Source organism: Ciceribacter sp. L1K22 (genome assembly GCF_017599385.1).
In the GTDB taxonomy this organism is placed as follows: domain Bacteria; phylum Pseudomonadota; class Alphaproteobacteria; order Rhizobiales; family Rhizobiaceae; genus Allorhizobium.
The window spans coordinates 1-13,703 of sequence record NZ_JAGFPK010000002.1; the positions used below are offsets into that span (position 1 = coordinate 1).

Annotated in this window: 9 protein-coding genes and 1 pseudogene; 2 read left to right on the forward strand and 8 right to left on the reverse strand. The window is 60.8% G+C overall.

Annotation, left to right across the window (positions count from 1 at the left end):
• A partial coding sequence (locus J5J09_RS18085) for an Ig-like domain-containing protein (RefSeq protein WP_208553635.1) occupies positions 1-2,651 on the reverse strand: 2,651 nt, incomplete at its 3' end.
• Here J5J09_RS18085 and J5J09_RS18090 point away from each other — a divergent pair.
• Positions 2,631-3,044: a hypothetical protein gene (locus J5J09_RS18090; protein WP_208553636.1), complete on the forward strand. Its 414-nt coding sequence runs from the start codon at positions 2,631-2,633 to the stop codon at positions 3,042-3,044. The two genes, J5J09_RS18085 and J5J09_RS18090, sit on opposite strands and share 21 nt — an antisense overlap.
• A 15-nt stretch (positions 3,045-3,059) precedes the next feature.
• Positions 3,060-3,810: pseudogene (locus tag J5J09_RS18095) on the forward strand (IS6 family transposase).
• A gap of 66 nt (positions 3,811-3,876) precedes the next feature.
• On the opposite strand, the gene J5J09_RS18100 reads toward J5J09_RS18095, so the two are convergent.
• The 7 genes from J5J09_RS18100 to tssK form a co-directional block, all read right to left on the reverse strand.
• Complete coding sequence (locus J5J09_RS18100; RefSeq protein WP_208553637.1) at positions 3,877-4,569, reverse strand: GntR family transcriptional regulator; 693 nt, start codon at positions 4,567-4,569, stop codon at positions 3,877-3,879.
• An 843-nt stretch (positions 4,570-5,412) separates the two neighbouring features.
• On the reverse strand, positions 5,413-6,378 hold the full coding sequence (locus tag J5J09_RS18105) for a serine/threonine-protein kinase (RefSeq protein WP_208553638.1): 966 nt from the start codon (positions 6,376-6,378) through the stop codon (positions 5,413-5,415).
• The gene (locus J5J09_RS18110; RefSeq protein WP_208553639.1) at positions 6,371-7,060 is read right to left on the reverse strand and encodes a protein phosphatase 2C domain-containing protein; all 690 of its coding nucleotides are present in this window, start codon (positions 7,058-7,060) and stop codon (positions 6,371-6,373) included. The genes J5J09_RS18105 and J5J09_RS18110 overlap by 8 nt, the downstream gene beginning before the upstream one ends.
• 3 nt (positions 7,061-7,063) lie before the next feature.
• Positions 7,064-7,795, reverse strand: coding sequence for a type VI secretion system-associated protein TagF (tagF, locus tag J5J09_RS18115; RefSeq protein ID WP_208553640.1), 732 nt, complete (start codon positions 7,793-7,795; stop codon positions 7,064-7,066).
• 13 nt (positions 7,796-7,808) lie between these two features.
• Positions 7,809-11,411, reverse strand: a complete 3,603-nt coding sequence (tssM, locus tag J5J09_RS18120) for a type VI secretion system membrane subunit TssM (RefSeq protein ID WP_208553641.1) — start codon at positions 11,409-11,411, stop codon at positions 7,809-7,811.
• Positions 11,412-11,420: 9 nt separating this feature from the next.
• A complete protein-coding gene (icmH, locus tag J5J09_RS18125) occupies positions 11,421-12,221 on the reverse strand; it encodes a type IVB secretion system protein IcmH/DotU (RefSeq protein WP_208553642.1) in 801 nt (266 codons plus the stop codon).
• Between the two features lie 89 nt (positions 12,222-12,310).
• A complete protein-coding gene (gene tssK / locus J5J09_RS18130; protein WP_208553643.1) occupies positions 12,311-13,651 on the reverse strand; it encodes a type VI secretion system baseplate subunit TssK in 1,341 nt (446 codons plus the stop codon).
• Between the last annotated feature and the right edge of the window lie 52 nt (positions 13,652-13,703).

Here is a 13,703-nt window from a genome sequence, read left to right on the forward strand (position 1 = left end):
TACTCCCCAGCAGTCGGACCGAATAGCGTCCCGATGCTGACCGTCGGCGGCGTCGTGTCATAAATGGCGCTGGCGGTGTTGGAGGCCGTGTTGAGGTTGCCGGACCCGTCGGTGAATGCTCCAGCCGGGACCGTCACGGACACCGTTCCATCGCCAATCGGCGTCAGCGTCACGGTGTAGGTGGTACCGGAGCCGGTGAGGGTTGCCGTCGCGTTGACGAGCGTCAGGTCGCTGGCGACAAAGTCAGTTGAGGCCTCGCTGAGGGTTATCGTTGCGGTGTACTCGCCGCCGGCAGGTCCGGACAGTGTTCCTATGCTGACGGTCGGCGGCGTTACGTCGTAGATCGCGGACGCCGTGTTTGATGCAGTGTTGGGATTGCCGGCCCCGTCGGTGAATGCCCCCGCTGGCACCGTGACAGAGACCGTTCCGTCGGCAACTGGCGTCAGCGTCACGGTGTAAGTGGTACCGGAACCGGTGAGGGTTGCGGTGGCGTTGACCAACGTGAGGTCGCCGGAAACAAAATCGGTAGAGGTTTCCGAAAGCGTAATCGTCGCGGTGTACTTGCCGGCGGTCGGACCGGATAGGGCTCCTATGCTGACGGTCGGTGGCGTGGAGTCATAGGTGGCGGACGCGGTGTTCGACGCCGTGTTGGCGATGCCGCCGCCGTTGGTGAAGGCACCGGCGGGAACGGTGACGGAGACCGTCCCGTCCGCCGCCGGCGTCAACGTCACGGTGTAGGTGGTGCCGGAGCCGGTCATGCTTGCCGTGGCGTTGACGAGGCTGAGGTCGCCGACGACGAAGTCCGTGGAGGCATCGCTCAGCGTGATGGTGGCCGTGTACTTGCCGCTGGTCGGTCCCGTGAGTGCGCTGATCGTTGCGGTCGGCGGCGCGGTGACATAGGTGGCCGATGCGGTGTTGGATGCGGTGTTGGCATTGCCGGCATTGTCGGTGAAGGTGCCGGCCGGAACGGTCACCGACACGGTGCCGTCGGCGGAAGGGGTGAGGGTGACCGTGTAGCCGGTGCCCGAGCCGGTCATCGTCGCGGTGGCGTTGACCAGGGTGAGATCGCTAACGACGAAGTCGATCGACGTCTCGGAGAGGGTGATGGTGGCGGTGTATTTGCCGCCGGTCGGTCCGCTGAGCACGCTGATCGATACAGTCGGCGCGGTCCGGTCGGGGGTGATCGAAACGGCATTCGACTGAGTGTTGCTGTTGCCGGCTGCGTCCGTCGCCCTGTTCTGCGGCACGATCACGTTGAGACTGCCGGTGGACCCGGGCGTCAGGGTGATCGTGTAGACCGCACCCGAACCGGTAAGCGTCGCCGTGCCATTGACGACGACAAGATCGCTCGCGGTAAAGCCGGTGACCGGTTCGCTGAAGGTCGCCGTGGTGGTGTAGACACCGGCGGAGACCGTGATGGGGCTGAGGACGACGCTTGGCGGATTGAAAACGAAAAAGCTGGAGGTCGTGGCATTGCGGACGAGTGCGTTGCCGCTCGTGTCCGTGATGCTGGGGGTCGTGGCCTGCGCGAGCGCCACCGTGCCTTCGAGCCCTGCCAGATCGCCTCCCGAAACCGTGACGCGATAGACCGAACCCGACACGGCATCCACCGAGACCGTGCCTCCGGTCACGCCGGTGACGGTGAAGTCCTCAGGACCGACGCCGGTCACCGCTTCGCTGAACGTCACCTCCCAGACCAGCGAGTCAGCGGTCGTCGTCGACGTCGTGGGGCTGTAGCGCGTGATGGACTGCACCTGTGGCCCCACGATGTCGATGGCGGTGCCCTGCAGGCGAATATAGGAACTCGCCTGATCCGGGTCGTTCGATGGAATGATCACGTCGAAGGAAAACGGACCGGGCGACGTCGGCGTATAGGTGAAGTCGTGCGTGCTTGTCGCCCCCTGGATCAGCGAGAAGCTTTTCGCCGATGTGAAGGCCAGGTTGCTGACATTGGTGACGTTGGCGAAGGAAAGGTTGCCATTGCTGGCGAGCACATTGCCGCCGGAGTTCTCGACCGAGATATAGTTGATGCGGGCAGTGCCGGCCTCAACGTTAGAGAATGTGAACGTCGCCCCGTTGGGCAAAGTGGTCGCGCCCTGCTTCAGGTTGATGTTGGGTGGGGCGCAGTCGGGGTCCGCAGACATGTCGATCCCCACATAGTTGGCCGTGCCGGTCTCGGGCGGGGCAATGTCGGGGGACAGCAGCGGCGATCTGTTTTGAGACCAGCTCGAAAGGTCTCTCCAGGCATCATAGAGACCCACATAGTACCGCGACAGGCCCGTTCCCGTGAGGTAGGTTCGATTGACGTCGACCAGGGTTGTCTGGGTCGGCAGTTGTCCGATTGGCACGTTAACATAGCTACCGAGGGAAGTGATCGACCCCGCGCTCTCTATCCAGCCCGCGAGAGTCAAGCTTCGGCCCGGTTGCGTATCAACATTGTAGGCGGTCCAGTTCACCTCGATGTTCGCGGACGTCGCGTTGGCGTATGGCCCCACCATGCAAACGCCGTCGATTACGTAGGTGTAGGTGATGGATGGATTGATCCAGCCTGCCGCCAGGGCGGTCTGCGGAGCCGCGACGACCGACGTCATCAGCGTGACGGCGCAGGCGACCCTCAATGAGAGGCGGGAATGCGTTCGGCTGCCGTCCATCGGGCGACGACACGCGCCCGCCATCCCGACTGCCAACCGCAGGATAAGAACAACGAAACCCAGAACCCGAACCAACATAAGTTTCCCCCCGGCGGCCAAAACCAGGACGTGGCCGCGTGGACGTTTCTTTTTTTGTTGGGACTACAGAACCGGGATATCTTGCGGAATACCAATAAAGCGAATGGTGCATCATCAGGATTCCGAATGATGCACGCTGAATATTTGGAGTTTGACGCAAACGACTGCAGGCGGCGGATGTTTTTTCTGGGTGTCGCAACCCGGATCGAGCGTCACGATGGCTGGCTAGCGGTTAGGCCGTGGACGGGCCTGTCGCAAATTTTCGTGGTTAACGCGCTGTTGACTACGACCGTGGAAATTCCGCTCCCGATGTAGCGGAGCGTAATCACGATTCTGAATGCCATTACCGAGAAGTTGAAGCGCCAGTCGAAGGATGATTTCAAAGGACGGCATTTCGAGGCATGGCTAATAGTGCGGGCAGTGACTTGGTATCAGCGCTATCCGCTCAGCTACCGAGACTTGGAGGAGATGTTCCGGGAGCGAGGCTTCGAAGTGGACCACAGTACGATCAACCGCTGGTCCTTGCCTATGCGCCAGCCATCGAGAAGCGGCTGCGCCAGTTTCGGCGCCCGCATTGTGGTTCGGTCCGGATCGACGAGACTTACGTCAAGAGTCGGGGCAAGTGGCGCTATCTGTATCGCGCCATCGACAAGCACGGAAACCTGATCGACTTCCTGCTTACCGCCAAGCGTGATCTCGACGCTGCCAAGCGCTTCTTCCGCAAAATGCTGAAGGACGAGCCGCTACTCTCCCCGAGAAAGATCTCGGCACCGATGGTGCCAACACCTTTCCCTCAACGATCAAGACGGCCGTCGATGACGGGCTCCTGCATCTCAACCCGGTACATTATGTCACCAACCACCTCCAGCAAGGCATCGGGAGCGACCACTTCCGGGTCAAGAAGAACATGCCGAAGATCGGCGGCTTCCAATCTTTCAATACCGCGCGCAGAACGATCGCGGGCTTCGAAGCGATGCTGTGGCTTCGGAAAGGCTTTGGTTTCACCAGTGATTGGACCGTCAACGATCAGAATGATCTACTCGCGCGGCTCTTCGGACTTCAAAAGGTTAACAAAGCGTGAAAATGCTACCGTTCGCGGGGTAGTCTCAACCTACTGCAAGGTTTGCGACAAGCCCGTTCATATCGATCAGAAATACTGAGGGTACTGCTCTATGATCTGGGGAACCGCCGCGAGTGTCCCGCTTAGGTGTTCCCGGATGGCTCTCGACGTCTCCTCGACATCGCCGGCGGCGATGGCCGTCAGAATTGCGTGGTGATGCTGAAGCACGGACGCCATCTTGCCGGGATCGGGCAGATTAAGCCGCCGCAGGCGGTCGATGTGGCCGGAGCGGCTGGCCACCAGATGATACAGCGAGACGACACCGGCAGCTTCCGCCAGCGAGAAGTGGAACACCCTATCGAGGGTGGTGAACTCGTTGATATCCAGATCCTCACCGGCCATCTTCTGAAGCGCCAGCACGCGCCGCGCCGAGCTGAGCAGTTCCGGTCGTTTCGACATCGCCAGCGCGCGCCCCACTTCGAGTTCGATCGCGATCCTCAGAAACTGGGTTTCCCGCGCGTTGTCGACGTCGATCTTGGTGACCACGGTGCGTGATTGCGGATAAGAGGCCACCAGGCCCTCCTGCTCAAGCCGGTGAATCGCTTCCCGGATCGGCGACTGGCTGAGATTGTAGCGCTCCGCGATCTCGCTGCGCACCAGGTTCGAATGGGGCTCAAGTTCGAGAGAGACAATTTGCGAGCGGATGCCGGTGTAGACGCGAGCGGCGGCGGAGCCCAGCGAACTCGGCCGAAAGAGTTCTTCCTGTGCACCTGTCAGCACCGAGTATAGCGGGTCGGCAGGTCTCAGTCGCCTCCACGAGTGATAGCCGACTTTGCGGGTGTGGCGGCGATCCCAGATATCATGTGGGTTTCCGGATTGTACGCCGCAGTGATACGTTGTTCCGATCTTCTGGAGCGGCAGCCGTTATAGTGTAGAGCGTCAGCTCTCAAGAATTCACCGTTGCTGCTCGGATGATCGATATGTGCGCGCATCCACCCCATCAGTTCAGATCGATATTGGGTCAGAGATTTTGAAACTGATGGCGACGCTCTTCATCACGAGCTGCTCTCGTTTCCGGGGGCGTGAGTTTTCGTCTGTTCAAGCCCGGGACGAGCTTACAAGTCTCGGTGCAATCAGGCCCCCGCAACCAAACGCAAAATTTACTCCCAAACACGCCGAAACCGGATTTCAATCAGATGGGCTAATCTGTCCGATCTAAGCCGATCAGGTGGCCGTTGTACGGTCACAGTGATCTGCAGATTTGCGGGGCTCCTTTTTTTTCCCATGTCGGATGGTTTCACTTACCGCAGATGAACTGCCGACAGGAGGCCATCTTGTGCAGTTAGTTGGGACGGAATTCCTCTCGTCTTCGATCCATCCGTCTTTTCGTCGGAGTGCCGCTTCGGCCTCCGGTAGAGCCGGGATGCGGGCGGAAACATACCGGCTTTCGCTTGGGGCGGATTCATCACGGTAGGGTGGTGGTCCGTGTTGTTCAACCTGCGCTGGCGCTCTGATGGGCGGGAGTTCGGCTGCGGGAAGGCGAGGTTATTCGTCACAGCTTCATCGTCGACGCCTTTTTCAGGGAGATCACAGCTTGGAAGGCGGTCGCCAACCATCGAGCCGTCAACGCAGCCCTAGCCGCCAGGCCGTCTGCGCCCAAGGGCCGCCTGTGAAGAGCCGAGCGAACAATTGGGCATCGGACAGGCGCTTTGCGTCGTCGAGCTTAAGGGCGGCCGAGAGCGCCTGCCATCGCCACCATGACAGACCCTCCGGTCGCTTGATCATCTCGTTCGCTGCAATCGCTTCGGATGCGTCCTTGGACTCGAATGGTCGTCTGCCAGTGAGGGCGATAAAGGCAACCAGGCCCAGCGAAAAAACGTCGTCGCCAGAACTCGGTTCGGCGCCTTGAAGGCGTTGCGGGGATGCATAGGCTGGTGTGAGTGCCCCGAGCCGGGCGAGGATCGCAACGGTATCCTCTTCACTGATCTTGATCGGGCGTGCGACAGGGTAGGCGATATTGAAGTCGATGAGTTTTACCCGACCATTCGTTTCTATGAAGATGTTGGCGGGTTTCAGGTCAGAGTGCACAATGCCGCAGTGATGGGAGAAGTGCAGCGCTGCAGCAACATCCCGCACCAGCCGATCCACTTGAGGTGGATGCAGCCGGTGTCCCTCTGTCTCGCGCAAGACTTTCGCAAGCGATCTGCCTTCGAGATATTCCATGACCATGAAGTGCAGACGACCTTCGCTGTCGATGTCGTAGACGCGGACAATATTGGGATGGATGAGATCACGCAGCCGCCGCGCCTCGCGATGCATCAGAGAAATTATGTCGTCACCGACCTCTGGACCGGCCGTCATGACCTTTACGGCAACCGATGTTTGTGAAAGGCCGGCCTTCACGGCAACGAGGTCGCGCGCCCTGTAGACACGCGAAAGACCGCCACGACCAATTTCCTCGACGAGTTCGAAGCGGCCGCGCAAGGTGCGGGGCATCTTGCCTGATGTTTTTTTGGGTCCAGCCTTGTCGGTCTCGGCTGTCAAATTCGGCTCAGGTGGCGGCCTGGCCCGGTCTTTTTCGTCAGCCATCGTGCCGCGCCCACACGACCACAAGTGTGATGTCGTCGGTCGAACCGCCGGCAACCGCCTTGGCGAGCAGCCGGTCGGCAACACTGTCGCCCCCGGCGGCGAGAATATCGATCATGATCTCCTCCGTCATCCCCTTCAGCAGGCCATCGCTGCACAGGACGAACACGTCGCCATCGGCGATCTCCACCAGACGACGCTCGACGGATACAGTGCCGGCCGAGCCGACGGCTCGGGTTAGCGCCCCACCCTCCGCCGAGTGGTCATCGCTAATCAGGTACAGCCGACCTCTCCGCATCAAATAAAGGCGCGAATCCCCGACCCAAAGACAGCAAGCGTAGCCCTCGCCAACGACGAGGACCACGACCGTCGATCCGCTGATACCGAGGGTCGGGTCGATGATTGTCTCGTTGTACAGTGCGGCATTTGCCTCCTCGATAGCCGTCTGTGCAGCGACAATACGGTCTTCGAATGGCAATGGCTGTTCTAGATTTTGGGCAAGCATCGAGACAATCAGGCCGCTTGCCTTGTGACCGTCGCGATGGCCACCCATGCCGTCGGCAACCGCGAAAACATGCGCGTCGAGGCTGACCATATAGGCGTCCTCGTTGAAACTGTGAGAATAGCCGCGCCGGCTGGCGGCTTCCGCGTCAACTATTGGCGGGTGTCGGGTCGGTTGCACCATGCTCTACATCCCCTCCGTTGTTGCGCGAGGCTGCCAACCTTCTTTCCAGTTGCTGCTGAAAAGCGGCGCGGCGGCAGCACCTACCGGAAGGCCGCGACTGACAAGATGTTGGGGACCAATGGATTCGCCGAGACCGTCGTGCCACCAGTGGCACTCCTGCCGCGTCTCGTCGCCGGTGGCGGTGACGAAAAAGCTCTCCATAGGGACCGTCATCCTCCAGGCTGGCTCCGTGCCGAGAAATATCGCCGCCGCCTCACCCGCGCGCAGGTAGCTGGACGGAGCGGGCGGGTGATGACGAGGGAAGTGTCGAAGCGCGGTGTGCAGTTCAGCGAGGAAAGAATCGCGGTGGCTTTGTGTCTCCATGAAGCCGAGCATCCTGGACTCGATACCGTCCATGATGTGATCGACGGCGGCGTCCGGCTGGCTCGGTATGCCGGCCCCATCAGTCGCAAGCATCACGCAGAACGGAAATATACGTCCTGCGCTATCCACCGAAGTTGCGACGAGGCCCGCCGCGCCGCCGAACCCGCCGCCAGGTATGCCCTCTGGCAACAGAAAGCGCCAAACGGGAGATCGCAACATATCCCGCGCCCAGTCCGGCCCGCCATGGGTACGTCTTTCGGACAACCAGCTGGAGACGATGCCGGCCCAGGCTTCCGTCAGGCGCACCGGAAGGCCGTGAAAGACAAAGTCGCGCGCCGCCGGTACCTTGCCGAAAAATCCAACGGTGTCCACTTGCACCTCCTCCCTAGAGCGACGGGGGGCAGCGGAAGGAGGCAAGCAGACCGCCGTTGAACGGGTTGACAAGGCTCGCCGCCCGCAATCTGAAGGTGGCGCGGATGTTTTCCGTCACCTCGGCGTTCCTGACGGTCTCGGAAGTCTTTTTCTCGATTCCGAATTCGAACTGTTCCTGGCCTGCCGTTCGCGACAGCCCGGAACTCGTCAGCATGCGGAAGACCGCCCAATTGCCGGTCTTTTCTACCGTTTCCGACGTATTATCGAGCAAGGTGATTCGCAGGACGGCGGTACTTGCGTCGCGTTTGCTCGGCCAGACGAAGTCCTGCGCGCGGATAGGGCCATGCCTGTAGATCATCTCGACATCGTCCAGGATGAAAGCTGAACGGAGCGCCTTCGGGTCCAGATAAACCGGTTCGACCGTGAACTTCACTTCTGGCGTTGTCCCCGCAGCACCGAAAAAGGCATCGCGGATTTGCTGCGCCCGGCCGAACTGGGTGAGCGCCTCTGGCGACAAGCCGATACCGCTGCCGCGCGCATCGACCGGAACAATCTGCCGGCCCTGAACGACAACAAACGGGGAGATGTTTTCCTTATAGAACTGATCGACGATGCCGGCCGGTTTAAAGATATCCGCGAAGTCCTGCAGAGATACTTCGTCCGGAGAGGCCGGCGCGAACGGATATCGGTCCCGCAGCATCAGGTCGCAGACAGGAAGCACTTCCTGCTGCCAGCGCTGGTTTATGTGATTATAGGCCAGCCGCCGCAACAGCGTCCATGTTCGGTTGCTTACAAACTCCACCATCGGCCGCACCGGGATCGGTTTGGTGGATGCTTCGGCCCTCAACCTTGAGAAGCTGTCATTCGTCGGGCTCTTTGCCCGCTGCATGACGAAATCGAATGCAGCTGCTTCCGGACTTGGTGCCGAGGCAATGCTTGCGACAGTGCCGTAAAGATCTGCGAACAGTTGCTGCACCTGGGCAAGACTCTGTCCTCCCTGCGGATCGACGAGGGCCGTCAGCGGCGTGAAGGCATCGCGGATCGTGGTACCCGGCCAGGGCGCGTCGCCGAACGCAGTGGAGAGCGCTGTCTGCGCAAGTGCGTCGGTAACAGCGCCCGCGACCGGTTGGGCTACACCCGGCGGCGTCACCGCTTGGGCTGCCTGATCGGCGGCAGTCGGCGTCGGATTGCTGCCCGGAAGCGGCAGCTCGGTATTTTCCCGCAGCTTGGTGAGCAGCGCGATCAGCGGCGATTGCGGGCTGGAGAGATCGCGCAAGACGCCCTGGCCTCTGTTCAGCGTATCGAAATCGGCGGCGCGGACCTGGTTAACCGCATCGCGCCACTTGTCGATGTAATCGCGCACATAAGCCTCGGCGATCTCTCTCGCCAACTGCTGATAGGTATTGTTGGAAAGCCCGCCATCGCCGAGCACCCAGTCCGTTCCCGTTGAACTGCGGATATATTCCGGCAATCTCGGCAGGAAGAACTGGTAAAACCCGTTCTTGGTATAGAGACCCGGTATCACGCCGTTGCCACCGGCCGATGCATCGACCTGCAGCACGCCCGGACCGAGGATGTTTACGATGCTGATCGGCGAGAGTTGATAGCGACGTTCGGCATCGGTCACCATACGAGCATAGATCTCGGTCGCCTGCGGTAGGTCATTCAGTCGCTCCCGCGCCACCTGGACGGTCGGTTGATCCGTCACCGCGGTCGCCGGCAAGAGCTCGACCAGCCTTTCGCTATGGCGATCCATGCGTTGCTTGGCGTCCGGTGACAGGACGAATGCTGCTTCGTTCTGGCGCTGAAACTCGGTCTCGACGCGGTCGCGTTCGTATCGCTGGCCGGTCGTCAGCATCAGGTATGTCTCAAGCTGGTCGCGCAGCAGAAGGTTGTTGGGATCGGCCGACGTCGAAAGCAACTGGATCTGTGTCTGCAAGCGGGCTACCGCGGAGGGCAGGAGGTAACTGCTGAGCAGCTTGTCATAGGTGTCGTCGACTGCAGTCTCCAGCGCCGGACGTGCATTGATCGCAAGCACATCCGGTAGCCCCCAGACCGGCTGGACCATCTCCTGCAGTTCGCGAGCGCTGTCGAGAATCGGCAGAATCGCCTCGAGCGTACGGCTGCCCCCTGCCTGCGCGATTTCCGTCGATATCTTGTCCGCGGCGAGATTTGCGCGGCTGATGAGGTTAAGGGACGAATCAAGTCCAGCCAGCCAGTAGCCGCAAAGCAGCAGTGTCACTGCAACGACACCCGCGTAGGCGCCACTTCTCGCCGCGGCCAGCCGACGTTCCAGCTTGGTATTGCGTCCAACGAGGTTCTGCTCGACGAAGACGATGTCTGTCAGGAGTTTGTTGATAAAGAATGCCTTGCCCTTGCCACTCATCGGCGGCTGGTGGCTGGGAGCGAGCGCGAAGCTGCGCCCCATGGCGCCGAGCAGACGGTCAAAGGGTGTACCCTCCTGCGTGCCGGACGTGAAGTAGACGCCGCGCAGCAGCGGCTGCGCCTCGTACCGATTGAGGCGAAAAACGTCGGTGATGAAGCCCCGCAGGACGGTCGACAAAGATGCAAACTCATGCGGGAAACCATAGATGCGGCAGCGGCGACCGTTGTTGCGCTCTACGGCCAGCTTTGCCGGCAGCCGCTTTTCGATCCGGTCGACGAGATCGGCGAAACCGTTCTCGAAAGCCGCGCCGAATGTCATCTGCTCCTCATCGCGGGGGAAGGTGATACCCCAAACCTGCTCACGGTCAGCCTCGGCTGTGTCGTCGAAGTACTCCTCGAAGCCGGCAATGAGGTCGCACTTGGTCAGAAGCACGTAGACCGGCAGCCGCATCTCGAAGCTGCGGTGGAGTTCGCGCAAGCGTTGGCGCAGGATTTCCGCATGACGTTGCCGTTCGGTGTCGCTAGCCAAGGCGATATCGGCAATGCTGATCGCCAGAAGCACTCCGTTTACCGGTCGCCGGCTGCGGTTTTCCTTGAGTATCTTGAGAAATCCGTTCCATGCGGCGGCATCGATACCCTGGTTGACGTCCTGAGTGGTATAGCGGCCGGCCGTATCGATCAGCACCGCGTCGTTCGAAATCCACCAGTCACAATAGCGGGTGCCGCCCATGCCCTGAAGTGCCGCACTTCCCTCCTCGGCCAGCGGAAACTCGAGCCCGGAGTTCTGGAGGATCGTCGTCTTGCCGGTGCCGGGCGGTCCGATGATGATATACCAGGGCAGATCAAACATGTATTCGCGCTTGCGGCGCCCGTCGAGCGGCCGGTCGCGCAGAGTGGTCAGCGTCTTTTCAAAGCGCTCGCGAATGAGCTCAACCTCGTCGGACGACAGATTGCCACCCATGGAGACCAATTCATCATTGGCGAGCATCGAGTTGATCAGGCGGGCATTGGCACGCCGTGCAAGAAAATAGCGCAGGAAAGTGAAGACGAAGAATGATGTCACCACACCGATTGCGATTGACAGGCGCAGTATGTCGCCCGCGAGTGGATGGTAACCCGCTACTGTGATAGAGGCTCCGAAGAGCCATAGGAGCGTTGCCAACAGAATCAGCAACATCAGGATAAGCAGGTTCGACAGACGCAGCAGATTGGCAAAGTAGGTTCTCAGCATGACCTCATCCTAGCCTGGTGCGAGCGCCGCGATTTTCGACAGCACCGGGGCAAGTGCGCCGGACAGATGAAATTCCAGCGCCAGATAGACGATGACGAGCAGGAGGCCTGCAAGTGTTGCGGTCATCCAGAGCGGCATAAAAGCCCGCACTTTCTTGCCGCCACGTTCACCCTTCGTCACGCGGGAAAGCGGTTGGTCCGATGTCATCTCCGAGGACGCGCGACGGATGGTGCGCGAAATCTCGTTGCGTAGGTCCTCCAGCTGATCGCGACCCCGCTCCAAGACCCTGTAGCGACCTTCGAAACCAAGCATCAGGCAGGCGTGGATCAGTAATATGAGGGGCAGACGCTGCGCTGCCGATTGCTTCACGCGGTCAAGGATGACGAACACTTTCTCGCCGCCCCAAGTTTCGTTGTGATAATGGTTGAGAAGGCTGTTGGAGCTCCACTCGCTACGGCTGCCCCACGGCGTCATCAATACCGTCTCATCTATGGTCGAGCACAAGACATACCGCGCCGCGATGATGTCGCCTGCCTCGATGCCTGTTTTCTGCGCCACTTGTTGAAATCGGTCCATTTCCTCAATGACCTGCCGGCGCAGCGCGGTCACATCGGCGCGCTCGGTCGACGCGCGGAGCTGCGCGACGATGAGCAGCAGCGGTGCCGCCGCACGCACCAGTCTGCGTTCAGGCGCGCTTTCGAGTTGCTGAACAAGTGTGACGGCGCTTGTCAGCGAGTTGCCGTCTGTGGCCGGAGCGGATGTGCTGGCCACCGCAGGCTGCTGGCGGACCACAACGGTCGGCTCGTCCATGCCCGTCTCCGCCCCGGCGAGCGCCGTACGCGCCCGCGGACTGAGTTGGCGCAGGACTGTCGGCGCGTCGTCGTCGTCGCCCGATGTGCTCATGAGCCAGTCTCCCGCTGGATCGCCCATAGCTCAAGAGCGAGCCCCGGATAGTCGCCGCTGATATGCAGGGCGATCGCGGCAGACTCGCGGAAGCGAGTCCACAGCTGATTGCGCGTGTCGACCTCAAAATACACGGCGTTCTGAATGAATGGAATCTCACGCGGCGCGACCGAGAGCGGCTGGATCGCGATACCGGGCAATTGCAGGTTAACCAGGTCGCGGATTTGCTCCACTGGGCCGATCTTGATCTGGATCGGCAGTTGCTGCCGCACGATTTCGAGTGCGACGTTGGCACGCGCGATCAGGACGAAACGGCGTTCGACGAAGGTCATGCGATCTTCGATTGGGCCAATCCAGATGCCGAAGTCGCGCTCGCTCACAGGTATGCTGATGGCGTTTCTTTCGACGATTACGCTGAGCATGGTGCGCAATATGGCAAGAAGCGGATCGAACGTCGCCCTCAGATCAAGATGCTGATAGGCTGGAAATTCAGGAGGCAGGCGCGAGGGTGCAGCGTACGCGGCTAGCTCTGCCGCAAGCGCGATAATCTCCCGATAGATACTTTCCGGCCCATGCAGGCCGACGCGCACCGAATGGGCGAGCGTTGCCTCGAACCGGTTGGCTATGCCCAGCGTCATGATGTCGAGCATGCCGGATCGACCGTCGCCCCCCTGGCCCGCCGCGCCGGCCGCGAGGGACGTCGCTCGGCTGCGCAACAGCCCTCGGATCTGCTCGATGATCGAGACGAGCCGGCGGCTCGCGCCTGTCGCCGTTACCGGCGGTATGAACGTTTCCGATAGTGTCACCTGAGCCAGCGCGTCGACGGCGTCAATCTCGGCGATCGGCAGGACCGTCATTTCGTCGAGAGGCTGATCGTCGAGCATGATGCGTGCGTTCAGCAGGCCGACGGAGATGTCTGCGGCGGCACGGGTAGCACGCGTCGTGTCGATTGCCTGGACGGAGCTGTTGCGGAAACGCTGCGTACCGCCATCGGTTTCGGCTACCTCCACACCTCCGGGCGCGCGGATCGGCAAAGTCAGAAAGACACGCTTGCCCTGGGCTGGCGGACCGACCTGGATGGCGGCCGGAAGCGGCTGCTTTTCGGGCGCGGCATAGGTCGTTCCGTCAGGAAAAACGACATCGATCTCCAAAAGGCGAATCTGACCCACCTTTAGCGCATCCAGGTCGAATGACAGTTTGCGAATGCCCCACGGAAAGGCCGCAAGCGATGCCACTCGCTGGTCGAGATTGCTTTCGATCCAACGATCATACTGTTGTAGATGTTGCGGCCTCAGGAACATACCCTCGAGCCAGAGCGGCTTACCTGTCGATGTCAACCGGACCCCCTTGGGGCCGGTGGCCCCTGCAATGCTTCGAATAAGTCAATCA

Coding starts and splice junctions, on each gene's coding strand:
- J5J09_RS18090 (WP_208553636.1), top strand. CDS start 2,631: ATGCGTTCGGCTGCCGTCCATCGGGCGACGACACGCGCCCGCCATCCC.
- J5J09_RS18105 (WP_208553638.1), bottom strand. CDS start 6,378: ATGGCTGACGAAAAAGACCGGGCCAGGCCGCCACCTGAGCCGAATTTG.
- J5J09_RS18110 (WP_208553639.1), bottom strand. CDS start 7,060: ATGGTGCAACCGACCCGACACCCGCCAATAGTTGACGCGGAAGCCGCC.
- tssM (WP_208553641.1), bottom strand. CDS start 11,411: ATGCTGAGAACCTACTTTGCCAATCTGCTGCGTCTGTCGAACCTGCTT.
- icmH (WP_208553642.1), bottom strand. CDS start 12,221: ATGGACGAGCCGACCGTTGTGGTCCGCCAGCAGCCTGCGGTGGCCAGC.